Consider the following 22,136-nt stretch of genomic DNA (forward strand, 5'->3'; position numbering starts at 1 on the left):
ACGCCGACCGTTTCGGGGCCGTGACGGGCGCGTGTCGGCTCGTCGCCACGCCGCCGGGCCCCGGCGGCGGCGCGCCGCACCACCCGGCGACCCGGCATGACGGGGACGACACGAGACGTTTACGCGAGCCGCCGCGCGTTGACGGAGGCGAAACGCCGCGGACCCACGTTCGCGACGACACGTGCCTAGCGTCGGCCGCGGTGCTGACGGCGGCACCCGGCATCGTGGGCCGGGCAGTCCGCCCGTCGGGCCGTGGACGAGAGGGCTCCAGCCACATGGTCACTGACGAGAAGACGTCCGGCGTCTCCCGCCGCAACTTCCTCCAGGCCGTCGGGGTCGGCTCCAGCGCCGGCGTCATGTTCGCGACGATGGGCGCGGTCGGGCTCGCGCCGACGGCCGCCGCCCAGCCACGGAACGAGTCGTGGACACCACCGCGGGGCAGCGACTTCAACCTGACAGGACGCTCCGCCAAGAAGGTCGTCGTCGTGGGTGCCGGGCCGGCGGGCCTCGCCTCGGCGTACGAGCTCCAGAAGGCGGGCTACCGGGTGACGGTGCTCGAGGCGCGGCACCGGCCGGGCGGGCGGACGCTGACGATACGTGGGGGCGACTCCGAGACGGACATCAACGGCGTCACCCAGAAGGCACGGTTCTCCGACGGCGTGTACATGAACGCGGGCGCGGGCCGCATCGCCCAGTGGATGGTCACCATGGACTACCTGCGCGAGCTGGGCGTCCCCTACGAGGTGTTCACCAACGCGAACGCGGACGCCTACCTCTACAACGAGCGCTCGGGCGCCACCCCCGGCAACCCGGTCCGGTACCGGACGGCCAAGGCGGACGTCTTCGGCTACACGTCCGAGCTGCTGAGCTACGCGACCGACCAGGGTGCGCTCGACCAGAAGCTCACGGCCGCGGACAAGGAGAACCTGCGCGCGTTCCTCCGGTCCTGGGGGTCGCTGCAGTCCGACGGCAGCTACCGCGGCGGGGACAACCGCGGCTACTCCGTCTACCCGTCCGCCTGGAACGAGCACGGCACGCCGCTCCCCGGCCCCGGCACCGTCTCGGAGGTGCTCGCGTCGAAGGTGGGCCAGTACTTCCCGTTCGAGATCAACTGGGAGCAGTCGATGCTCATGTTCCAGCCGAAGGGCGGCATGGACACGACCTACGACTACTTCGTGCGGGCCATCGGCAAGCAGAACGTCCTGTTCAGCTCACCGGTCACGGGGGTGCGGAACACCACGAGCGGCGTCACCGTCACCTACACGGCGCGCAACGGCAAGGCCCGCCAGGTCGATGCGGACTTCGCGATCGTCGCCGCGCCCGCGGGGCTCATGCGGCGGTGGGACACCAACTGGGGGGCCGACGTCGACGCCGCCCTCGGCGAGTTCGCGGTCGGCTCGCCGGCGGGCAAGATCGGGCTCGAGTACCGCTCGCGGTTCTGGGAGGACGACCACCGGATCTACGGCGGCATCACGGAGACCGACATGGACCTCGCCCACGTCTGGTACCCCTCCTACGGGTACGGCGAGCGCCGCGGCCTCGTCGTCGGGTACTACAACACCGGCGCGAACGCCCGCTCCTACGCCGACATGACGCCGCGGCAGCGCGAGATGCGCGCCGTCGAGCAGGGCGTGAAGATCCACGGCGAGAAGTACCGGACCGAGCTCGAGAGCTCGTTCTCCATCGCGTGGCACAAGGTGCCCTACATCGAGGGCGCGTGGGCCTACCCGAACACGCAGTCGTCGCGCTTCAAGCAGCTCCAGCAGGGCGCGGGGAACGTGTACTTCGCGGGCGACTGGATGTCCGAGATCTCGGCGTGGCAGCACGGCGCGTTCTGGGCGGCCCGGTACGCAGTGCAGGCCCTGCACACGCGCGTCATGGCCTCGTGAGCGCTGACGACGCCCCGACGCCGGCCTGACGGCTCGCCCGAGGCGCGACGACGGCCCGGCACCCGGCCCCGTGAAGGAGTACCGGGCACCGGGCCGTCGTCGCGGTGGCGGCGAACCGCCTCAGAAGCCGGAGTAGTTCGGTGCCTCGACGGTCATCTGGACGTCGTGCGGGTGGCTCTCCTTGAGCGACGCCGACGTGATGCGGATGAAGCGGCCCTTCTCCTGGAGCTCCGGGACCGTCCGCGCGCCGACGTAGAACATCGTCTGGTGCAGGCCGCCGACGAGCTGGTGCGCGACGGTGCCGAGCGAGCCCTTGTACGCGACCTGGCCCTCGATGCCCTCGGGGACGATCATGTCGTCGCTCGTGACCTCGGCCTGGAAGTAGCGGTCCTTCGAGTAGGACTTCTTGCCGCGCGACGACATGGCGCCCATCGAGCCCATGCCCCGGTACGCCTTGTACTGCTTGCCGTTCACGAGGATCGTGTCGCCGGGCGACTCCTCGGTCCCCGCGAGCATCGAGCCGAGCATCACCGACTCCGCGCCCGCGACGATCGCCTTGCCGATCTCGCCCGAGTGGCGCATGCCGCCGTCCGCGATGACGGGCACGCCCGCCGGGCGTGCGGCGAGCGAGGCCTCGTAGACCGCCGTGACCTGCGGGACCCCCACGCCGGTGACGATGCGCGTCGTGCAGATGGAGCCCGGGCCGACGCCGACCTTGACCGCGTCCGCACCCGCGTCGACGAACGCCTGCGCGCCCTCGCGCGTCGCGACGTTGCCGCCGATGACCTGCACGTCGCGCGTCGCCGGGTCGGACTTCAGCCGCGCGACCATCTCGATGAGCATGCGGACGTTCCCGTGCGCGGTGTCCGCGACGAGCACGTCGACACCCGCGTCGATGAGCGTCGTGGCACGCTGCCACGCGTCGCCGAAGTAGCCGATCGCGGCACCGACGAGCAGGCGGCCCTGGCTGTCCTTCGACGCGTTGGGGAACTGCTCGGACTTGACGAAGTCCTTGACCGTGATGAGCCCCGAGAGGCGGCCGTCGGCGTCGACGAGCGGGAGGCGCTCGAGCTTGTGCTTGCGCAGGAGGGCCGTCGCCTCCTCCCGCGAGATGCCGGCCGGGCCCGTGATGAGCGGCTGCGGCGTCATGACCTCGTCGACCTTGGTCGTCGCCCACTCCGCGACGGGCGTGAAGCGCAGGTCGCGGTTGGTGACCATGCCGATGAGCCGGCGCTCGGCGTCGAGGACGGGGAAGCCGGAGATGCGGTACTCGCCCGCCGTCTTGTCGAGCTCCTCGAGCGTCGCGTCCGGGCCGATCGTCACCGGGTTGTCGATGATCCCCGTCTGCGTGCGCTTGACCAGGTCCACCTGGAGCGCCTGGTCCTCGATGGACAGGTTGCGGTGCAGCACGCCGATGCCGCCCTGGCGCGCCATCGCGATCGCCATGCGCGACTCCGTGACCGTGTCCATGGCCGCCGAGACGAGCGGCACGCGGATCGAGATCTCGCGCGTCAGGCGCGTCGTGGTGTCGATGTCGGACGGCGCCAGGTCCGAGTAGCCGGGCTGCAGCAGGACGTCGTCATAGGTGAGACCCAGGAAACCGAAGGGGTCGCGGTCGGGAGCGGCGGCGGGGACGGGCGAGGCGGTCACACCAGGATTCTACGCCGCGGGGCCCTTCCGTATTCCCGCGCCGTCCGCGCACGACGCCCGCCCGCGACCTCAGCGGACGACCGCGAGGAGCTCGTGCAGGAGCCCGGGAAAGCTGCGCACGCGGTGCACCGTCGCGGCGAGCGGGAGGTCGCCGGCGGCCTCGTCGCTCGGCAGGCCGACGAAGAACGGCAGGCTCGGGTTCGCCTCGTGCGCGGCGTGGACGATCCCCAGGTCGGGGCGCGACTGGGTCGTCACCATGGCGACGGCGGAGGGCCGCACCATCGTGACGATCTCGAGCGTGCGGTGGACGTTCGCCGGCCCCGTGACGATGCGGGCCATCGCGCCGTGGGACGCGAGCGACGCCGCGAGCGCGTGCGCGGCCAGCGGCAGCGGCTCGTCCGGCGCCGCGAAGACGAGGACGATCCGCCGCATGCGGCTCGGGTGGTTGCGGGGCGGGCCGCCGGCCGCGACGATCGCGTCCTCGCTCGCCTGCGTGTACTCGCGCAGCGCGCCCAGCGTCGCGTTGGCGAGGACGACCTCGGGGACCTCCCCCGGGCCTGCGAGCACGGTGCGCTCGGCGAGCCGCTCGAGCGCCGGCTCGACGAGGTCCGACCACCAGGCCGCGGGGTCGCCGCCCGCGGGGATGCGCAGGAGCCGGTCGCACGTGCGCTGGTCGTAGGCGATCGCGGCGTCGACGACGTCGGACACGCGGGTGGGGCGCGGAGCCTCGCGCACGCCGAGGGCGCGCGGCCCCGTCCCCCGCGCGGGCTCTCCGCCCGGCACCGCGCGCAGGAACGGGCGCGACGGCGGAGCGGGCTCGGGGGCCGCGTCGTCCGCGTCGACGTCGTCGTCGAGGTCCGGGCCGCCCTCGGCACCGTGCTCGTCGAACGAGACGGCACCGCGGTGCGCGTCGAGCTCGTCGTCGTCGGCCGCCAGGGCCGCGCGGGCCGCGTCGGCGGGCGCGACGCCGTCGAGCGTGAGCCGCCGCATGACGACCAGGCGCGCGACGTCGTCGTCCGTGTAGCGCCGGTGGGAGCCTGCGCGGTGCTGCGAGGGGCCGAGGCCGTAGCGGCGGTCCCAGGTCCGCAGGGTCGCGGGCGCGACACCGAGCCGGCGCGCGACGGCGGCGACGGCGAGGCCGGGGTTTGTGGACATGCTCGGTCGGGCTCCCTCGGGGTCGGGGGCGGACCGGACGGAGGTCATGGATCGATTCTGCCGACCGCTCCGGCGTCTCGCCACCTCGTCCAGGTCACAGTCGTGCACCCTTCGCGTCAGGCTTGTGCAGAGTTTGTTCACCGTTCGCGCAAACGCGCCACCGGGTCGTCATCGCGTCAGCCTAGCCTCGCGGCTGCATCGATCTGACCAACCTCGAGGGCCGCCGTACCCGCTCGAACGCCCGTGACCTGCTGCTTCACTTTTCTTGCACAGGGGGCTTGAACAACTTCTGCAACGCTTGTAGGTTGTTCGCCATGGCTGAGATCTCAAGACTTCCCGGGCCCGTCATGGAGCTGTGGGAGTGGCAGTACCAGGGTTCGTGCCGCGACGCGGACGACACGTTGTTCTTCCACCCCGAGGGGGAGCGCGGCTCGACGCGCCGCCGCCGCGCGGAGGCCGCGAAGGCGATCTGCCACTCGTGCCCCGTCATGATGCAGTGCCGCGAGCAGTCGCTCCGCGTGCGCGAGCCGTACGGGGTGTGGGGCGGCCTGAGCGAGGACGAGCGGGCGGCGATCCTCGCCGGCGGTGCTCGCCGCACCGGCTGACCTGCCCGCCGCGGCACCACCAGCAGACCTGCGCGGCACCGGTCCGACGTCGTACCGGGAGCACGTGCGCACGACCCGTGGGAACGGTGGGGCGACCGGCCACGGAACGCAGCAGGGCCCGCGACCGGACGGTCGCGGGCCCTGCTGCTGCAACGAGGTCGGCGTCAGCCGACCACCACGGCGAGGATGTCGCGCGCGGACAGGACCAGGTAGTCCACGCCGCCGTACTTGACCTCGGTGCCGCCGTACTTGCTGTAGATGACCTTGTCGCCGACGGTCACGTCGAGCGGGACGCGGTTGCCGTTGTCGTCGACACGGCCCGGACCGACGGCCAGGACCTCGCCCTCCTGGGGCTTCTCCTTGGCGGTGTCCGGGATGACCAGGCCGGATGCGGTCGTGGTCTCGGCCTCGAGGGCCTTCACGACGATCCGGTCCTCGAGCGGCTTGATGGGGACCGACACGTCGGACCTCCCCTTTCGCATGAGAACTGCAACGGATGGGTCGAGCGCACCGGCTGGCCGTCGTCGCGGGTGCCGGACAGCCTGGTCGCACGTGGTGCCGCCTCCGCGAGCGGTGGCGGCACGCCCTCAAATCTAGGTCGCCGTTAGCACTCGGTCAAGGCGAGTGCCAACGTCCGCCCCTCGGGACGATCCGGGTCCCGGCTGCGCGTGGTCCCCGCCCCCCGTGGAAGGATCGACGCCATGGACGCCGCCACGCTGACCAAGCTGCTCAGCCCCGAGGGCTGGGCGCTGCTCGGCGCGCTCCCGCCGTACGACGAGCAGCAGGCGCTGGTGCTCTCGGCGGGGCTGCGCGCGAAGGGCGTCGACCCGGACCTGGCCGCCGCGGCGCTCACGCAGTCGCGGCTGCGCGCGGCCGCCCGCGGCAAGCTCGGCGCGTTCGCCGACGGCATGCTCTTCACCCAGGCGGGACTCGAGCAGGCGAGCCGCCTCGTCGTCGCCGGCCTGCACGCGCGGAGGTACCAGGACGCGGGCATCCGGCGCCTCGCCGACCTCACGAGCGGGATCGGCGTCGACGCGCTCGCCTTCGCGGCGGCGGAGCTCGAGGTCCTCGCGACCGACGTCGACGAGCTCACCGCGGCGATCGCCACCGTGAACCTGCGCCACTTCCCCGAGGCCGAGGTCCGCCACGGCGACGGCCTCGCGCTGGACCTCGAGGGCGAGCGGGTCGAGGGCGTGTACGCCGACCCCGCCCGACGGACACGGGGCGGCAAGCGCGTGTTCGACCCGAAGGCCTACGCCCCGCCGCTCGACGCGGTGTGGGCGCTGCGCGAGCGGGTCCCCGCGGTCGGCATCAAGGTCGGCCCCGGGATCCCGCACGACGGCCTGCCCGAGGACGCCGAGACCGAGTGGGTCTCGGTCGACGGCGACGTCGTGGAGGCAGGCCTCTGGTTCGGCCCGCTCGCGCCCGAGGGGCCCGGCCGCTCCGCGCTCGTCCTCACGACGTGGACCGGCCCGGACGGGACCGAACGCACCACGACGCGCCGGATCGCCCACCGCCCCGGCGACGAGGACGTCGTGCCCGACGTGGGCGGCGTCGGGCAGTACCTCTACGAGCCCGACGGCGCGGTCATCCGTGCGGGGCTCGTCGCCCACGCGGCGCGCGGGCTCGGCGGGCGGCTGCTCGACCGGACCATCGCGTACGTGACGACCGACTCCCCCGCCCCGCTCGACGCGACGGGGCTCGCCGACGGGCTCGCGCGCGGGTACCGCGTGCTCGACACCATGCCGTTCGGCCTCAAGCGCCTGCGCTCCTACCTGCGCGAGCGCGGCGTGGGGCGCCTGACGATCAAGAAGCGGGGCACCGCCGTCACCCCGGAGCAGCTCCGCCGCCAGCTCGCCCTCACGGGCGACGCGACCGCCACGATCGTCCTGACGCGCGTGGGCGGGTCCCAGCAGGTGCTGGTCGTCGAGCCGCTCGCGGCTCCCTCGACCGGTGCCCCGCAGGACGGCCCGCTGTGAGCGCCCTGCCTCGTCGCACCGCGATCCCGTTCGCGCGGTCGGAGCGCTCGACCGTCGGGCTCGAGTGGGAGCTCGCGCTCGTCGACGCCGACTCGGGCGACCTGCGCCAGGTCGCCCAGACGGTCCTCGACGCCGTGCGCCCGGAGGGCGGGGGCACGCACCCGTCCATCAAGCAGGAGCTGCTGCTCAACACGGTCGAGGTCGTGAGCGGCGTGTGCCGCACGGTCGGCGAGGCGGGACGCGACCTCGAGCGGTCGATCGAGGAGCTCCGGGCCGTGACCGACCCGCTGCGCGTCGAGCTCATGAGCGCGGGCACGCACCCGTTCGCGCGCTGGGCGCAGCAGAAGGTCACCGACAAGCAGCGCTACAACACCCTCATCGACCGCACGCAGTGGTGGGGGCGGCAGATGCTCATCTACGGCGTGCACGTGCACGTCGGCATCGAGGACCGCGCCAAGGTGCTCCCGATCCAGCGCGCGATGCTCACGACGTTCGCACACCTCCAGTCGCTCTCGGCCAGCTCGCCGTTCTGGGGCGGCAAGGACACCGGGTACGCGTCGAACCGCGCGCTCATGTTCCAGCAGCTCCCCACCGCCGGCCTGCCGTTCCAGTTCGCGACCTGGGAGGAGCTCGAGGGCTACGTCGCGGACATGCTGCACACCGGCGTCATCGACGCGTTCGACGAGATCCGCTGGGACCTGCGCCCCGCGCCGCAGTTCGGCACGCTCGAGACGCGCATCTGCGACGGCGTGACGAACATCTCCGAGCTGCTCGCGCTCGCCGCGCTCACGCACTGCCTGGTCGAGCACTTCTCGACCCTGCTCGACGAGGGCCGTGAGCTCCCGAGCATCCCGCCGTGGTTCGCGCAGGAGAACAAGTGGCGCTCCGCGCGCTACGGCATGGACGCGATCATCATCCTCGACCGGGAGGGCAACGAGGAGCTCGTGACCGACGCCGTCGGTCGCCTGCTCGTCGAGCTCGAGCCCGTCGCCGCGCGCCTCGGGTGCCTGGACGAGCTCGACGGGGTGCGCACGATCGTGCGGCGCGGCGCGTCCTACCAGCGCCAGCGCGCCGTCGCGCGCCGCAACGGGGGCGAGCTGGACGCCGTCGTGCGCTCGCTCGTCGCGGAGATGCGGGCGGGCCGCCCGCTCTGACCCTGGGGCACCGACCCGCCGTCCCGCGCGACGGTCAGTAGTCGCGCAGGGCCACCCCGAGGTCGGTGGCCCGGTCGGCGAGCCACGTAGGCGACCAGTCGTCGGTGTCGCAGGGCGACGACGTGCGGTCGGCTGCCGCCTCCGAGTAGCCGCCCCACGACAGGACGCGGCACGTCGCGTCGGTCTCGACCGCGTGCTGCCACTCCTCGTCCTCCGCGAGCCCCGAGTCGACGGCGGACTGCATCAGGTCGAACTCGTGCCACCACTGGAGCATGTGCGACAGCTCGTGCGCGAGGAGCACCTGCTTGGTGGCCGGGTCGGAGTCCTCGCCCCACCACACGAACAGCACGGTCGGGTGGGAGGGCTGGAAGCAGCCCGCCGAGCCCGTCGCGTACGCGTCGTGCTCCGCGACGTGCTCCATGCCGCAGTTGAGCGTCGGGTCGTCGGTGAACACGACCTGCACGCCCTCGTTGGCGGGGTTGAGGGCGAGCAGCCACGCCGTGGGGTCGGGGTGCTCGGGCAGGAAGGGCGTCGACTGCGTCGCTCCCGGCACGGGGTCGGGCAGCGGCTCGGCGTACTCGCCGGCCTTCCAGGCGGTCTCCACGCCCGTGGCCGACGCGGTCGCGTCGGGGCTCTGGTCCTCCCACACGGTGGGGGGCGGCACCGCCCCGTCCTGCTCGGTGGGCAGGACCGCGCCGTCGCCCTGCGCCCCGCCGAGGGAGCTGACGAGGTAGGCGACGACCGACACCACGAGCACGAGGACGAACATCACGACCCGACCGGCACGACCCCGACGGCGGCGCGGCACCTCCCACGAGACGGTCGACGCCCCGTACGCGGGGGCCGTCGCGGCCGGATCCCCGGAGGCAGGGGCGTCGGCCACCCCGGAGGAGAGGCCGCGCGGCGCTCCCCCGGGCGCCGGGGCGGACCCGTACGCGGGCACGGGCACGAGGAGCGCCCGGTGCTGCGCCGTCCAGTACGCCGCGGCGTGCTCGGCCTGGGCGCGCCCGGGCCCGGGCGCCGTCGAGGCTGCCGCTCGCGCCCAGGCGTGGGCGCGCCGCAGCGCCTCGTCGGGCGTGAGACCGGGCTCCGGGGTCACACGTGGGTCACGGTCAGCGGCATCGAGGAGTCCACGCCGATGTCGAGGCTCGACGGCGCCACGCCGGCCCGCACGACGGCGGACCCGAGCGCGGCGATCATCGCGCCGTTGTCGGTGCAGTAGCGGATCGGCGGGATGCGCAGCTCGATGCCCGCCTCCGCGCAGCGCTTCGCGGCCATGTCGCGCAGCTGCGAGTTCGCGCTGAACCCGCCGCCGACGACGAGCGTCGACACGCCGTGCCGCTCGCACGCCGCGATGGTCTTGGCGGTGAGCACGTCGGCGACGGACTCCGCGAAGGAGGCCGCGACGTCGTGCACGGGGATCTCCTCCCCCGCGTCCTGCCGGGCCTCGACCCAGCGCGCGACGGCCGTCTTGAGGCCGGAGAACGAGAAGTCGTACGCGTGCTTCTCCTGGTCCTTGCGCGCGGTGAGGCCGCGCGGGAAGCGGATCGCCGTGGGGTCGCCCTCGCGCGCGAGGCGGTCGATGTGCGGGCCGCCGGGGTAGGGCAGGCCGAGCAGGCGCCCGACCTTGTCGAACGCCTCGCCCGCCGCGTCGTCGAGCGTCGAGCCGAGCTCGGTGACGGACGTCGCGACGTCGTCGACCAGGAGGAGCGAGCTGTGCCCGCCGGACACGACGAGCGCCATGACGCGCTCCGGGAACGCGCCGTGCACGAGCTCGTCCACGGCCGCGTGGCCGATGACGTGGTTGACGCCGTAGAGCGGCTTGCCGAGCGCGAGTGCGAGGGCCTTGGCGGCCGACGCGCCGATCGTCAGCGGGCCGACGAGACCCGGTCCGGCGGTGACGGCGATCGCGTCGACCTCGGACAGGTCGACGTCGGCCGTGCCGAGCGTGCGCTCGATCGTGGGGATCATCGCCTCGAGGTGGGCGCGGGACGCGACCTCGGGGATGATGCCGCCGTAGCGCGCGTGCTCGTCCATCGAGCTCGCGACCGTGTCGACGAGCAGCTCGCGGCCCCGGACCAGCGCGACGCCGGTCTCGTCGCAGGACGTCTCGATGCCGAGCACCAGGGGCTCGCCGGAGCTCGTGGACGCAGAGGGAACCATGGCGTCCAGGGTAGTCGCGCGCGGGCTCCGTCCGTGCCGTGTCGCACACGTCACACCGTCTGCCGGGAAGATGGTTCAACTCTCAACCGTTGGTCCGGGCATGAGCACCGACACCCTCGCCCCCGCGAGCCTGCAGATCGACGACACCACGGCCGACCGCCTCTTCCGCGAGGCGCGCACCACCGCGCAGTTCACCGACGCCGAGGTGACCGACGAGCAGCTCGCCGCGGTCTACGACCTCGTCAAGTGGGGCCCGACGGCCATGAACACCGTCCCGCTGCGCATCCTCGCGGTGCGCACGCCCGAGGCCCGCGAGCGCCTGGTCGCGCACATGAACGACGGCAACAAGGAGCGCGTCGCGAACGCGCCGCTGTCGCTCGTCGTCGCGTACGACCCCGCGTTCCACCAGCACCTCGACACGCTCTTCCCGCACGCCCCCGGCGTCCGCGAGAACCTCGACGGCGTCCCCGAGGTCCGCGACGGCATGGCGCGCGACAACGCCCACATCCAGGCGGGCTACCTCGTCGTCGGCCTGCGCGCCGCCGGCCTCGCCGCGGGCCCGATGAACGGCATGGACCGCGCCGCGATCGACGCCGAGTTCTTCGCCGACAGCGGCTGGAAGTCGATGCTCGTCATCAACGTCGGCGTGGCCGACGGCGTCGGCACGCCGTACCCCCGCTCCCCGCGCCTGGCACCCGAGCAGGCCATCGAGACCGTCTGACACCCGCGGCAGCGCCGCACCGCACGTCCGCCGAGGCGGCGCCCCACCGGGGTGCCGCCTCGCGGCGTCCGGGCGCGGTCAGGTCAGGTCGCCGCGGGGCGCGCCGGGTCGTTCGACCACTGCGACCAGGAGCCGGCGTAGAGCGCCGCCTCGACGCCGAGCGTCGCGAGCGCCGCGACCTCGTGCGCCGCGGTCACGCCCGAACCGCAGTAGACCCCCACGGCGCGACCCGCGCCGTCCTGCTCCTCCTCGGGTCCCACCACGCCCAGCGCCGCGAACCGCGCGCGCAGCGAGACCGCGCCCAGGAACGTCCCGTCGGCGGCGAGGTTGTCCGTCGTCGGCGCGCTCACCGCGCCGGGGACGTGGCCCGCGCGCGGGTCGACCGGCTCGACCTCGCCCCGGTAGCGCTCGCCCGCCCGCGCGTCGAGGAGCACGCCCGACGTCGCGAGGTCGGCGGCACCGTCGGCGTCGAGCACGGGCATCCCGCCCGGCGTGACGACGACGTCGCCCGGCTCGGGCCGCACGTCGCCCTCGTCGAGCGCGTGCCCGGCCGCCTGCCAGGCGGCGAGCCCGCCGTCGAGGATCCGCACGTCGTCATGCCCCGCCCAGCGCAGCAGCCACCAGGCGCGCGCGGCGGACGTGCCCCCCACGGCGTCGTAGACGACGACCGGTCGGTCCGCGCGCACGCCCCAGCGCCGCGCCGCGGCCTGGAGGTCGGCAGCGGCGGGGAGCGGGTGCCGCCCCGCGGCGGCCGACGGCGGCGCCGCGAGCTCGGTCTCGAGATCGACGTAGACCGCGCCCGGGACGTGTCCCGCGTGGTGCTGCTCGCGCCCGTCGGTGACGCCGAGCGCCCAGCGCACGTCGAGCACGACGGGCGAGCGGTCGCCCGCGAGCGCCTCCGCCAGGTCGGGCGCGGCGACGAGCACCCGGTCTCGACGCGCGGCGTCGGACCCGGGCCCGACCGTGCCGGTGCGAAGGCCCTCCGGCACGGGCGCGCTCACGCGAGGACGCCGGTGTCGGGCGCCGTGCCGTAGTCCGGAGCGTCGGGCCCGCCGGGCGCGCCGGTCGCGCCGGTCGCGCCGAGCTCGAGCCGCATCGTGTAGGCGTCCACGTCCTCGGGCTGGTAGTAGCGCTTGCGGATGCCGAGCTGCTCGAACCCGTACTTCGCGTAGAGCGCGAGCGCCGGGTCGTTGTCGACCCGCACCTCGAGCAGCACCGCGCTCGCGCCCAGGTCGCGGGAACGCGCGATCAGCGCCTCCAGGAGCGTGGAGCCCACACCCTGGTGCTGGAACGCGGGGTCGACCCCGAGGGTCATGACCTGCGTGACGTCGCCGTCGAACCACAGGCCCGCGTAGCCGACGACGGGCTGCGGGCCCGCGGCGTAGAGCCGCACGGGCTCCGCGGCGACGTACCAGCGGCCGAGGCCCGCGAGCTCGTCCGCGAGCATCCCGTACGTCCAGGCGCCGCGTCCGAACAGCTCGCGCTCGAGCTCGACGACGCGGTCGAGGTCGGCCGCCTTGAGCGGGCGCAGCCGGATCTCGTAGCGGCGCGCGCTCATCGGGACCCCTCGGGCGCCGGGGCGGGCGCGGTGTCGCTCACGCGCTTGCGTGCGGCGGCCTCGTGGACGTCCGGTCGACGCAGGTACAGCGGCTCGGTCGGCTGGTCGGTCCCCTCGGCCCGGCGCGCGATCGCGAGCCGCGCGAGGACGGCGGCGTCCGGGACCAGCGGCGCGTCGTCGGCGCCGTCGAGGGCGTCCGGGTAGAGCTCCCCGCCCTCCCCCACCACGACGGCGCCCGCGGCGTGCTCGGCGACCGCGGCCGCCGGACCGACGTCGGGACCCGCGACGGTCTCCAGCACCGGCACCGCGTGCGGGCCCTCGTGCGCGACGACGCGGTAGCGGGCCCAGTACACCTCGCGGCGGCGCGCGTCGGTCGCCACGAGCAGCTCGTCGTCGGGCTCCAGACCGAGGTCGCTCACGGCCTGGGCGGCGATCGCGTCGAGGCTCGGGACGCCGAGCACCGGGATGCCGAGCGCGAAGCCCAGGGCCCGCGCCGTGACGAGCCCGACCCGCAGGCCCGTGAACGGTGCGGGGCCCGTGCCGACGGCGACGGCGGTGAGGTCGCGCCGGTCGACCCCGGCCTCGGCGAGCGCCTCCTCCACGAGCGGGGCGAGCGCCTCGGCGTGCCGGCGACGCTCGGGCGCGTCGCGGCGGGCGAGACGGGCGCCGTCGTCGGAGACGACGGCGACGGTGACGGAGGCGGAGGTGTCGAGCGCGAGAACTGCCACGGCCCCAGCCTACGGCCGAGATCGTGGGGTATTCCTCCACGGACGAGGTGCTCCACCGGGTGGAGTGCCTCGGACCCGACGGACCTCGAGGGCTACCGAGAGGTCAGCGCGGCGACGTCGAGGTCGGCCCAGCGGGGGCCGACACCGCGCACGGTCACCCGGCGCGCGCCCGCCTCGGGTGCGTCCTCCTCGTCCGCCGCACCGCCGGGCACGACCGCGGTCGCCTCGCCGCGCGGACGCTCGAGCACGAGCTCGAGCCGGTCGCCCGCGAGCGCCTCGACGAGCCCGCTGCCCCACTCGACGACGGTCACCGACTCCTCCAGGCTCGAGTCGAGGTCGAGCGCGTCGACCTCGTCGAGCGAGCCGAGGCGGTACGCGTCCACGTGCACGAGCGCCGGCCCGCCCACGAGCGACGGGTGCTCGCGCGCGACGATGAACGTCGGCGACGCGACCTGGCCGCGCACGCCGAGACCGGCGCCGATGCCCTGCGTGAGCGTCGTCTTCCCCGCGCCGAGGTCGCCCGTCAGGATCACGAGGTCGCCTGCGCGCAGCAGCCCCGCGAGGGCGCGGCCGAACGCGCGGGTCGCGTCGGCGTCGGGCAGCACGACGACGCCGTGCGCGTCGGCCACGTCGGCGGGGGTCGAGGGGGTCGGGTCGTCGCTCATGCGCGGACCGTCCTTTCCGTGCTCTGCCTGCTCGGGTCGCGCGCGAGCAGCGCCCGCGCGCCGTCGTCGAGCACGTGGGTCCCCACGTGCTCGCGCGGCACGCGCGCGCCGAGGCGCGTCGTGATCTCGTAGCTGATGGTCCCGGCAGCCCGGGCCCAGTCCTCGGCGGTGGGGACGCCGTCGTGCTCGACCCCGTCGCCCGCGCCGAACAGCGTGACGACGTCGCCCGCGCGCTCGGCCGCGTCCGGGCCGAGGTCGAGCACGAGCTGGTCCATGCACACCCGTCCCGCGACGCGCAGGACCCGACCGCCGTCACCGGGCCGCGCACCGACGAGCACCGGGCCGCCGGGAGCCCCCGCGGGCCCGCCGCCCGAGCCGTGCCGCGGGATCCCGTCGCCGTACCCGAGCGGGACGACGCCGAGCGTCGTGTCCTGCGGGGTCGTGTAGTGGTGCGAGTAGGAGACGCCGTGCCCTCCGGGCACGCGCTTGACCGTGGCGAGGCGCGCCTCGAGCGTCATCGCGGGGCGCAGCCCGTACCGCGACGGCGGCCCGAGCTGCGGCACGGGCGTCATGCCCCACACCGCGAGGCCGGGTCGGACGAGGTCGTAGTGCGTGCGCGGGGCGGTGAGCGTCGCGGCCGAGTTCGCGAGGTGGCGCAGCTCGGGCACGACGCCCGCGCGCTCGGCGAGGCGGACGGCCTCGTCGAGCACGTCGGCCTGCGCGACGACGCTCGGGTGCCCGGGCTCGTCGGCGAACGCGAGGTGCGACCACAGGCCGACGGCCTGGACGGCTCCCTCGGCCTGGGCGCGCGCGACGGCGTCGAGCACGTCGGGCAGGTCGGCGGGCATGATCCCGTTGCGCCCCAGACCCGTGTCGACCGCGAGGTGCACGCGCGCGGTCCGGCCCGCGGCCCGGGCCGCGGAGACGACCTCGTCGACCGCCCAGCGCGTGGCGAGCGACACGTCGACGTCGGCCTCGACGAGCGCGCGCAGCGGGGCGCCGGGCGGGTAGAGCCACGTGAGGACGCGAGCGCGGTCCACCCCGATCCCGGCGGCGCGCAGCGCGAGCGCCTCGCTCGGCTGCGCGGTCCCGAGCCACGTCGCACCGCCCGCGAGCGCCCCCAGCGCGCTCGCCACGAGGCCGTGCCCGTAGGCGTCGGCCTTGACGACCGCCATCACCTGGGCCGACGGCGCGCAGCCCGCCAGGGCGCGGACGTTGTCGCGGATCGCGGCCAGGTCGACGACGGCGCGGGCCGGGTAGTCGAGGGCGGGGTCCGCGGGGGCCGGGGGCGCGGCGGGGCCGGGGGCGCCGGCGGGTGTGCCGGCCGGGGTCGTGCGCTGGGTGTCGCTCACGGTGGACGATTCTCTCACCGTCGTCGCCCGGCGAGCGGGCGCGCCGGGTCGCGGTCGTCCTGGCGGTCCGTCGGGGTGCCGCCGAACTCGACCCGGTACCTCGACGGGCTGGTCCCCAGCCGCGCCCGGAAGTGGTGGCGCAGCGACTCCGCGGAGCCGAGGCCCGCCGCGTCCGCGACCCGGTCCACGGCGAGGTCGGTCGTCTCGAGGAGCTCGCGCGCCCGGTCGACGCGCTGGTCGAGCAGCCACCGCACCGGGCTGAGCCCGGTGCGCGCGGCGAACCGGCGGGTGAACGTGCGCCGCGACGTCCCGGCCGCGCGCGCCCACGCGTCGAGCGAGATCGGCTCGTCGAGGTGCGCGCGCGCCCAGACCATCGCGAGCTCGACCGGGTCGGCCGTGTCCTGCGGCGGCACCGGGGCGGGGACGAACTGCGCCTGCCCGCCCGTGCGGTGGGGCGCGAGCACGAGCGCCCGCGCGACCCGCGCCGCGACCCGCGCGCCGTGGTCCTGCCGCACGAGGTGCAGGCAGCAGTCGAGCGCGGCCGCGGTCCCGGCCGACGTGACGACGTCCCCGTGGTCCACCCACAGGACGTCGCTGCGGACCGCGACGGCCGGGTGGTCCCGGCCGAGCCGCTCGGCCGCGCGCCAGTGCGTCACGACCTCCCGCCCGTCCGCCACACCGCTCGCCGCCACGAGGAACGCGCCCAGGCACAGCCCGACGACGCGCGCGCCCCGCGCGTGCGCGGCCCGCACCGCGGCCAGGAGATCCGGCGGCGGGTCGACGTCGGGGTCCCAGCTCGGCAGCACGACGGTCGCCGCGTCCTCGATCGCCTCGAGCCCGTGGTCGACGTGGAGCGCGAAGCCGGCCGACGTCGCGAGGCGCCCGGGCGTCGGCGCGCACACCACGACGTCGTACGCGGGTCCCGCACCCCCGGCGAGGGCGTCGGAGCCCAGGACGAGGCTGGGGACGGCGAGGTGGAACGGGCTGATGCCGTCGAACGCCACGACCGCGACCCGCTCGGGTCGTCCGGAGGACTCGCGGGCGGGCACGCGGCCCCGCGGGGTCTCCACGAGGGCGGCGGAGGCGGCCAGGGCGGTCATGGCCTGATCCTACCGATCATCGTCCTGCGGGCCACTGTCGCGTCACGGACCCGCACGCCAGGCTCGACCCATGACCACCGCACCGCACCCCCTCCCCCGGCCCGACGAGACCGCGCGCACGACGCCCGACGGCAGCGGGCTCACCCTGCTCCACGTCGGCGGGCCGGCACTCCTGCTCCGCCTCGGCGGGCTGACGATCGTCTCCGACCCCGGGTTCGACGCGCCCCGCGACTACCCGCGCCCGGGCGGCGGCACGAGCACGCGCCTGCGCGGTCCGGCCGTCGGCCCCGACGCGCTCGGCCGGCCCGACGTCGCGCTCGTCTCGCACGACCAGCACGTCGACAACCTCGACCTCAGCGGGCGGGCGCTCCTGCCCGACGTCCCGCACGTCCTCACGACCCCCGCGGGCGCGGCGCGGCTCGCTCCCGACGTCCCCGGCGTCGTCGGGCTCGCTCCCTGGGAGGCGACCGTGCTGCCCCGGCCCGACGGCGGCGCCCTGCGCGTGACCGGCGTCCCCGCGCGCCACGGGCCGGAGGGCGCGGAGCGTGTGCTCGGCGACGTCACCGGGTTCGTCCTCGACGGCGACGGGCTCCCCCGCGTCTACCTTTCCGGGGACAACGCCGCCCCGGAGCTCGTCGCCGACGTGCCCGACCGCGTCGGGCCCGTCGACGTCGCGATCGTCCACGCCGGCGCCGCGCGCGTCCCCACGATCCTCGACGGGGCGGCGCTCACGCTCGGCGGCGCGGGGGTGGCCGAGGTCGCGCGGCTCCTGCGGGCGCGCGTCGTCGTCCCGGTGCACGCCGAGGGGTGGGCGCACTTCAGCGAGTCGGTCGCCGACGTCGAGCAGGCGTTCGCGGACGCCGGGCTGGCCGACGTCCTGCGCGTCCCGACGCCGGGCGTGCCCCTGGTGGTGTGACCGGCGGCGGGCCGGGGCTCGTCCCGGACGGTCGCGCTCCTGCCCGCCCTCACCAGGCGCCGAGCGTCCGGTCCGTCTCGAAGCGGCGCTCGCGCCCGGTGAGCGGGTCGACGAACGCGAGCGAGCGCGAGACGAGCTGGAGCGGCCGGGAGTAGTCGTCCGGCGCGACGTCGTACGGCTCGGGGTAGAAGTTGTCGTGCACGATCGGCACCCCGAGGCGCGCCATGTGCAGCCGGAGCTGGTGCGTCTTGCCGCTGTGCGGCTCCAGCCGGTACCGCGCGAGCCCGCGCGCGGCGTCGGCCTCGATCACGTCGACGCGGCTCTCCGCGTTGGGCTCGCCGTCGACCTCCTCGGCGCGCATGACGCCCCGGCGCTTGACGATGCGGCTGCGCACGGTCGCGGGCAGGCCCAGCGTCGGGTCCCACGGCGCGATCGCCTCGTACGACTTGCGCACCTCGCGCCGCGCGAAGAGCTCCTGGTACGCGCCGCGCACCTGCGGGCGCAGCGTGAGCAGCAGCACGCCGGCGGTCACGCGGTCGAGGCGGTGCGCGGGGCTGAGGTCGGGCAGGTCGAGGTCGCGGCGCAGCCGCACGAGCACCGAGCGCGCCACGTACGACCCCCGCGGGATCGTCGCGAGGAAGTGCGGCTTGTCGACGACGAGCAGGTCCCGGTCGCGGTGCAGCACGCGGACCTCGAACGGCACGTCGGGCTCCACCGGCGGGTCGCGGTAGAGGAACACGAAGCCGCGCGGCTCGTACGGCGTGCTCGCGTCGACCGGCCGCCCGCGCCCGTCGACGACCTCGCCCGCCGCGACCTTCTCCGCCAGGCGCGCGGCGTCGTCCGGGAAGCGGTGGCGCACGTAGTCGAGCGTCCGCGTGTACCGCGCGACGCTCTCGGCGTCGTGCGGCAGCACGAGGCGCGTCGGGTTGAGACCGTCGCGCACGGGAAGGGGGACCACGCCCTCCACGGTACCGGCGCACCCCGCCCGGACCTGCCAGCCGCGTACGGCTACCGGGACGTGCGGGGTGCTGACAGGTCGGGGCCGGGAGGCCCCCGTCGCTCAGCGCGCCGCGAGGAGCTCGGCGACGACGGCGGGGATCGCGTCGGCGACGTCCAGCGCCGCGACCGGGCCGCCCGGGTTCGCCCGCTCCGCCGCGAGGCCGTGCACGACGGCGGCCGCGGCAGCGAGCTCCGCGGCCAGACCCGGCTCCCGGACGACCCGCGCGGCGTGCGCCGCCAGCACGGCGCCGAGGATCCCTGCGAGCACGTCCCCCGCCCCCGCCGTCGCGAGCCAGGCCGGCGCGTCCGCCTGGGACCAGGCGCCCTCCGGCCCGACGACGACCGTCGCCGACCCCTTGAGCAGCACCGTCGCCCCGGTGGCCTCGTGCGCGCGCCGCGCCCACCGCAGCGGCTCGGCCTCGACGTCGGCGCGCGTCACGTCGTCGCCGCGCGACCGCAGCAACGTCGCGAGCTCCCCCGCGTGCGGGGTGAGCACGACCGACGGCGGGCAGCGGTCGGGCAGCAGGGACAGCGCCCCGGCGTCGACCACCACGGGCACCCGCTCCCCCGCGACGTCCGCGGCGAGCTCGCCCGTCGCGGCCGCGAGCGCGTACCGGACCCGCTCGTGCTGGCCGCCGTCGTCCACGGGGTCGTCGTCCGGTCCGGGGACGGGCGGCACGCCGGGCCCGAGCACCCAGGACTGCACGCGGCCCGCGGCGGGCACCACCTCGGGCCGGGCCGCGAGGACCGCGCGCGTGACGTCGTCGGGCCCGCGGTAGCGGACCATGCCCGGGCCGGTGCGGACCGCGGCGCTCGCGACGAGCACCGCGGCGCCCGGGAAGGTCGGCGTGCCCGCGACGACGCCGACGACGCCGCGCGTGTACTTGTGGTCGGTCGGCCCCGGCACGACCCACCGAGCCGCGACGTCGGCGGGCTCGAGGCGCCGCACGACGGGCCTCGGCGCCCTACCGTCCGCGGCGGGAGCGCCCAGGCGCAGCCCGACGTCCACGACCGCGCCGTGCCCGGCGAGGTGCGTCGCGGGCGGCAGGAGGAGCCCGGGCTTCGCCGCGCCGAACGTCACCGTGCGGTCGGCCCGCAGCACCGGTCCGGGGACCGTGCCGTCGTCGACGCCGACCCCGCTCGGCGCGTCGACCCCGACGACCCAGGGGCGCCCACGCGCCCCGGACACGGACACGGGCGAGCGCCCGCCGCCCGCCCCGGGCACGCCGTCGCCGCCGGGCTCCTCGCCCGCGCGCACGTCGCCGTCGAGCACCGCGGCGACGTGCCGCACGAGGTCCGCCACGACGCCGCGCAGCGGTCCACGGGCACCGATGCCGACGAGGCCGTCCAGCACGACGTCGGCGCGCGCGACCTGCGCGGCGACCCGGTCGGCGACGTGCGGGTCCAGGTGGTCGTGCGGCCGGTCGGCGCGCGTCGTGTCGTCGGGACTGCCGACCAGCACCTCCACGCGCCCGCCCGCGTCCCGGAGCGCCGCGAGCCCGCCCGCGTGCGCGTGCTCGCCGGTGAGGACGGCCAGCACCTCGACGCCCCGGCGCGCCAGGTACGCGCCCGCGTGGAGCGCGTCCCCGCCGTTGTTGCCCGACCCCACGAGCAGGACCGCCCGGGCCCCCGTCACGCGCCCGTCCCGACGACCGCCGTCGGGCAGCGCGACCGAGCGCCGTCGAGCGAGGTCGCGCGCGACGATCGTCGCGAGCGCGAACGACGCGCGCTCCATGAGCGGGACGCCCGCCGCGAGCACGGGCTCCTCGGCGGCACGCACGTCGGCCGCGGACCAGGCTTCGATCATGACCTCATCCTGCCGACCCCGTGCTCCGGTCGCCTGCGCGGAACGCCGCAGGGTAAGACGGCGGACGCCGGAGGGCGGGTCGCCGCACGCCCCCGCATAGGGTGACGACCATGCGATTCGGACTCTTCATCCCCCAGGGCTGGCGCTACGACCTCGTCGACGTCGCGCCCGAGGACCACTGGAAGACGATGCTCTCCCTCCTGCACTACGCCGACAACGCCGCGGCGGGCGAGCCCCTGCCGGGCGGCGAGTTCGCGTGGGACGGCGTGTGGGTCTACGACCACTTCCACACCACCCCGACCCCGAGCACGGAGGCGACGCACGAGGCGTGGACGCTCATGGCCGCGTTCGCGGCCGCGTCGCAGCGCGTGCGCCTCGGCCAGATGTGCACGTGCATGGCGTACCGGGACCCGACGTACCTGGCGAAGGTCGCCGCGACCGTCGACCACGTCTCCGGCGGCCGGCTCGAGATGGGCATCGGCGCGGGCTGGTACGAGCACGAGTGGCGCGCGTACGGGTACGGGTTCCCGAGCGCGGGCGAGCGCCTGCGCGCGCTCGACGAGGGCGTCGAGATTATGGCGCGCATGTGGCGCACGGGGTCGTCCGGCACGTTCGAGGGCCAGCGCTACCAGGTGGACGGCGCGCTGTGCTACCCCCAGCCCCTCCAGCGGGTCGTCGTGGACGGCGAGGGTGCCCGGCCGAGCATCCCCCTGTGGATCGCGGGCGGCGGCGAGAAGAAGACGCTGCGTATCGCGGCCCGGCACGCGCAGTACACGAACTTCGACGGCTCGCCCGAGGGCTTCGCCCACAAGTCCGCCGTGCTCGAGCAGCACTGCCGCGACCTCGGCCGCGACTTCGGCGAGATCACGCGCTCGGCCAACTACAACGTCGTCATCGGCGAGACCGAGCAGGACGTCACCGACCGGCTGGACCGGATCGAGGAGCACGCGCGGCGCTGGTTCCCGGAGAAGGCGGACGACAACGTCGCGTCCTGGCGGAACGGCCCGCTGGTCGGGACCCCGGAGCAGATCGTCGAGACGCTCACGGGCCTGCGCGACCAGGGCCTCGGCTACGCGGTCGGCTACTTCCCGTTCGCCGCGACCGACCGCGACCAGCTCGAGCTCTTCCAGCGCCAGGTCATCCCCGCCCTCCAGGCCTGACCGCCGTACCTTGTGGGCATGAAAAGGGCCCGGTTCTCCGCCGAGAACCGGGCCCTTCTCATGCCCACAGCACGCGGCGGGCGGTCAGCCCTCGGCGACGACCATGGCCGAGGCGATGCCGGCGTCGTGCGAGATGCTCAGGTGCCAGGCGGTGATGCCGAGCGCGTCCGCGCGCGCCGCGACCGTGCCCGTGATCTCGACCTCCGGCGGGCCCCCGACGACGCGGTGCACCGTCGCGTCGTGCCACCGCATCCCCGCGGGGGCTCCGAGCGCCTTGGCGATGGCCTCCTTGGCGGCGAACCGGGCGGCCAGCGAGGCGGGCGGCAGGTCGCGCTCGGCGGCCGTGAACAGCTTCTCCCGCAACCGGGGCGTCCGCTCGAGGGTCCCCATGAACCGCGCGACGTCCACGACGTCGATCCCCACGCCCTTGATCATGCGCCCACCCTATGACCGGCCTGGCCGAGCATGCGCCTCCCCCCTGCCGAGCATGTGCTTGTGGCCCGTCCGGACGTCCGGACGGGCCACAAGCACATGC

Annotated in this window: 21 protein-coding genes; 7 read left to right on the plus strand and 14 right to left on the minus strand. The window is 75.4% G+C overall.

Features of this window, described 5'->3' with window-relative positions; genetic code table 11:
* The first annotated feature begins 275 nt into the window (after window positions 1-275).
* Window positions 276-1,889 carry an FAD-dependent oxidoreductase gene (locus ACFVN3_RS17410; protein WP_378234199.1) on the plus strand — a complete coding sequence of 538 codons (1,614 nt, stop codon included), beginning with the start codon at window positions 276-278 and terminating at the stop codon, window positions 1,887-1,889.
* 120 nt (window positions 1,890-2,009) lie between these two features.
* Here the strand turns inward: ACFVN3_RS17410 and guaB are convergent, their stop codons facing one another.
* Together guaB and ACFVN3_RS17420 are read right to left on the minus strand one after the other, a co-directional pair.
* Entirely contained in the window at window positions 2,010-3,539 is a 1,530-nt protein-coding gene (guaB, locus tag ACFVN3_RS17415; RefSeq protein ID WP_378234201.1) for an IMP dehydrogenase, read from the minus strand.
* Window positions 3,540-3,608: 69 nt separating this feature from the next.
* Window positions 3,609-4,742, minus strand: coding sequence for a MerR family transcriptional regulator (locus ACFVN3_RS17420; RefSeq protein ID WP_378234202.1), 1,134 nt, complete (start codon window positions 4,740-4,742; stop codon window positions 3,609-3,611).
* A gap of 266 nt (window positions 4,743-5,008) precedes the next feature.
* Between ACFVN3_RS17420 and ACFVN3_RS17425 the strand changes: the two genes are divergently transcribed.
* On the plus strand, window positions 5,009-5,299 hold the full coding sequence (locus tag ACFVN3_RS17425) for a WhiB family transcriptional regulator (protein WP_031316449.1): 291 nt from the start codon (window positions 5,009-5,011) through the stop codon (window positions 5,297-5,299).
* A 164-nt stretch (window positions 5,300-5,463) separates the two neighbouring features.
* On the opposite strand, the gene groES is transcribed toward ACFVN3_RS17425, so the two are convergent.
* A complete protein-coding gene (gene groES, locus ACFVN3_RS17430) occupies window positions 5,464-5,760 on the minus strand; it encodes a co-chaperone GroES (protein ID WP_047233053.1) in 297 nt (98 codons plus the stop codon).
* A 240-nt stretch (window positions 5,761-6,000) separates the two neighbouring features.
* Between groES and ACFVN3_RS17435 the strand changes: the two genes are divergently transcribed.
* Both ACFVN3_RS17435 and ACFVN3_RS17440 read left to right on the plus strand, forming a co-directional pair.
* Window positions 6,001-7,278 (plus strand): SAM-dependent methyltransferase, encoded by a 1,278-nt coding sequence (locus ACFVN3_RS17435; RefSeq protein WP_378234203.1) that lies wholly within the window; start codon window positions 6,001-6,003, stop codon window positions 7,276-7,278.
* The gene (locus ACFVN3_RS17440) at window positions 7,275-8,432 is read left to right on the plus strand and encodes a glutamate--cysteine ligase (RefSeq protein ID WP_330932791.1); all 1,158 of its coding nucleotides are present in this window, start codon (window positions 7,275-7,277) and stop codon (window positions 8,430-8,432) included. The genes ACFVN3_RS17435 and ACFVN3_RS17440 overlap by 4 nt, the downstream gene beginning before the upstream one ends.
* Window positions 8,433-8,466: 34 nt before the next feature.
* Here ACFVN3_RS17440 and ACFVN3_RS17445 read toward each other — a convergent pair whose 3' ends face one another.
* Entirely contained in the window at window positions 8,467-9,531 is a 1,065-nt protein-coding gene (locus tag ACFVN3_RS17445; RefSeq protein ID WP_378234205.1) for a hypothetical protein, read from the minus strand.
* Window positions 9,528-10,595 (minus strand): tRNA (adenosine(37)-N6)-threonylcarbamoyltransferase complex transferase subunit TsaD, encoded by a 1,068-nt coding sequence (tsaD, locus tag ACFVN3_RS17450; RefSeq protein ID WP_378234206.1) that lies wholly within the window; start codon window positions 10,593-10,595, stop codon window positions 9,528-9,530. The genes ACFVN3_RS17445 and tsaD overlap by 4 nt, the downstream gene beginning before the upstream one ends.
* 100 nt (window positions 10,596-10,695) lie before the next feature.
* On the opposite strand from tsaD, the gene ACFVN3_RS17455 reads away from it, so the two are divergent.
* A complete protein-coding gene (locus ACFVN3_RS17455) occupies window positions 10,696-11,316 on the plus strand; it encodes a malonic semialdehyde reductase (protein ID WP_378234207.1) in 621 nt (206 codons plus the stop codon).
* 83 nt (window positions 11,317-11,399) lie between these two features.
* Here ACFVN3_RS17455 and ACFVN3_RS17460 read toward each other — a convergent pair whose 3' ends face one another.
* From ACFVN3_RS17460 to ACFVN3_RS17485, 6 genes are all read right to left on the minus strand, one after another.
* On the minus strand, window positions 11,400-12,242 hold the full coding sequence (locus ACFVN3_RS17460; protein WP_378234222.1) for a sulfurtransferase: 843 nt from the start codon (window positions 12,240-12,242) through the stop codon (window positions 11,400-11,402).
* 71 nt (window positions 12,243-12,313) lie between these two features.
* Entirely contained in the window at window positions 12,314-12,874 is a 561-nt protein-coding gene (rimI, locus tag ACFVN3_RS17465) for a ribosomal protein S18-alanine N-acetyltransferase (RefSeq protein WP_378234208.1), read from the minus strand.
* Complete coding sequence (tsaB, locus tag ACFVN3_RS17470; protein WP_378234209.1) at window positions 12,871-13,602, minus strand: tRNA (adenosine(37)-N6)-threonylcarbamoyltransferase complex dimerization subunit type 1 TsaB; 732 nt, start codon at window positions 13,600-13,602, stop codon at window positions 12,871-12,873. The genes rimI and tsaB overlap by 4 nt, the downstream gene beginning before the upstream one ends.
* A 92-nt stretch (window positions 13,603-13,694) precedes the next feature.
* A complete protein-coding gene (gene tsaE, locus ACFVN3_RS17475; RefSeq protein ID WP_378234211.1) occupies window positions 13,695-14,267 on the minus strand; it encodes a tRNA (adenosine(37)-N6)-threonylcarbamoyltransferase complex ATPase subunit type 1 TsaE in 573 nt (190 codons plus the stop codon).
* Window positions 14,264-15,619 carry an alanine racemase gene (alr, locus tag ACFVN3_RS17480; protein WP_378234212.1) on the minus strand — a complete coding sequence of 452 codons (1,356 nt, stop codon included), beginning with the start codon at window positions 15,617-15,619 and terminating at the stop codon, window positions 14,264-14,266. The genes tsaE and alr overlap by 4 nt, the downstream gene beginning before the upstream one ends.
* A 14-nt stretch (window positions 15,620-15,633) precedes the next feature.
* A complete protein-coding gene (locus ACFVN3_RS17485; RefSeq protein ID WP_378234214.1) occupies window positions 15,634-16,719 on the minus strand; it encodes a GlxA family transcriptional regulator in 1,086 nt (361 codons plus the stop codon).
* Window positions 16,720-16,789: 70 nt separating this feature from the next.
* Between ACFVN3_RS17485 and ACFVN3_RS17490 the strand changes: the two genes are divergently transcribed.
* On the plus strand, window positions 16,790-17,635 hold the full coding sequence (locus ACFVN3_RS17490) for an MBL fold metallo-hydrolase (protein WP_378234215.1): 846 nt from the start codon (window positions 16,790-16,792) through the stop codon (window positions 17,633-17,635).
* Between the two features lie 49 nt (window positions 17,636-17,684).
* Here the strand turns inward: ACFVN3_RS17490 and ACFVN3_RS17495 are convergent, their stop codons facing one another.
* Window positions 17,685-18,593 (minus strand): pseudouridine synthase, encoded by a 909-nt coding sequence (locus ACFVN3_RS17495; protein ID WP_378234216.1) that lies wholly within the window; start codon window positions 18,591-18,593, stop codon window positions 17,685-17,687.
* 102 nt (window positions 18,594-18,695) lie between these two features.
* Window positions 18,696-20,441 (minus strand): bifunctional ADP-dependent NAD(P)H-hydrate dehydratase/NAD(P)H-hydrate epimerase, encoded by a 1,746-nt coding sequence (locus ACFVN3_RS17500; protein WP_378234217.1) that lies wholly within the window; start codon window positions 20,439-20,441, stop codon window positions 18,696-18,698.
* Window positions 20,442-20,551: 110 nt separating this feature from the next.
* Between ACFVN3_RS17500 and ACFVN3_RS17505 the strand changes: the two genes are divergently transcribed.
* Window positions 20,552-21,601 carry a TIGR03560 family F420-dependent LLM class oxidoreductase gene (locus ACFVN3_RS17505; RefSeq protein WP_378234218.1) on the plus strand — a complete coding sequence of 350 codons (1,050 nt, stop codon included), beginning with the start codon at window positions 20,552-20,554 and terminating at the stop codon, window positions 21,599-21,601.
* An 84-nt stretch (window positions 21,602-21,685) separates the two neighbouring features.
* Here ACFVN3_RS17505 and ACFVN3_RS17510 read toward each other — a convergent pair whose 3' ends face one another.
* Window positions 21,686-22,036: a holo-ACP synthase gene (locus tag ACFVN3_RS17510; protein WP_378234219.1), complete on the minus strand. Its 351-nt coding sequence runs from the start codon at window positions 22,034-22,036 to the stop codon at window positions 21,686-21,688.
* Between the last annotated feature and the right edge of the window lie 100 nt (window positions 22,037-22,136).

The organism is Cellulosimicrobium sp. NPDC057862, assembly GCF_042797035.1.
Classification (GTDB): domain Bacteria; phylum Actinomycetota; class Actinomycetes; order Actinomycetales; family Cellulomonadaceae; genus Cellulosimicrobium.

Bases quoted from the DNA above. Each gene is read 5' to 3' on its own strand.
- tsaE (WP_378234211.1), bottom strand. From the start codon at position 14,267: ATGAGCGACGACCCGACCCCCTCGACCCCCGCCGACGTGGCCGACGCG.
- ACFVN3_RS17485 (WP_378234214.1), bottom strand. From the start codon at position 16,719: ATGACCGCCCTGGCCGCCTCCGCCGCCCTCGTGGAGACCCCGCGGGGC.
- ACFVN3_RS17490 (WP_378234215.1), top strand. From the start codon at position 16,790: ATGACCACCGCACCGCACCCCCTCCCCCGGCCCGACGAGACCGCGCGC.
- ACFVN3_RS17410 (WP_378234199.1), top strand. From the start codon at position 276: ATGGTCACTGACGAGAAGACGTCCGGCGTCTCCCGCCGCAACTTCCTC.
- tsaD (WP_378234206.1), bottom strand. From the start codon at position 10,595: ATGGTTCCCTCTGCGTCCACGAGCTCCGGCGAGCCCCTGGTGCTCGGC.
- ACFVN3_RS17455 (WP_378234207.1), top strand. From the start codon at position 10,696: ATGAGCACCGACACCCTCGCCCCCGCGAGCCTGCAGATCGACGACACC.
- rimI (WP_378234208.1), bottom strand. From the start codon at position 12,874: ATGAGCGCGCGCCGCTACGAGATCCGGCTGCGCCCGCTCAAGGCGGCC.
- ACFVN3_RS17420 (WP_378234202.1), bottom strand. From the start codon at position 4,742: ATGACCTCCGTCCGGTCCGCCCCCGACCCCGAGGGAGCCCGACCGAGC.
- ACFVN3_RS17425 (WP_031316449.1), top strand. From the start codon at position 5,009: ATGGCTGAGATCTCAAGACTTCCCGGGCCCGTCATGGAGCTGTGGGAG.
- ACFVN3_RS17510 (WP_378234219.1), bottom strand. From the start codon at position 22,036: ATGATCAAGGGCGTGGGGATCGACGTCGTGGACGTCGCGCGGTTCATG.
- ACFVN3_RS17505 (WP_378234218.1), top strand. From the start codon at position 20,552: ATGCGATTCGGACTCTTCATCCCCCAGGGCTGGCGCTACGACCTCGTC.
- ACFVN3_RS17435 (WP_378234203.1), top strand. From the start codon at position 6,001: ATGGACGCCGCCACGCTGACCAAGCTGCTCAGCCCCGAGGGCTGGGCG.
- ACFVN3_RS17500 (WP_378234217.1), bottom strand. From the start codon at position 20,441: ATGATCGAAGCCTGGTCCGCGGCCGACGTGCGTGCCGCCGAGGAGCCC.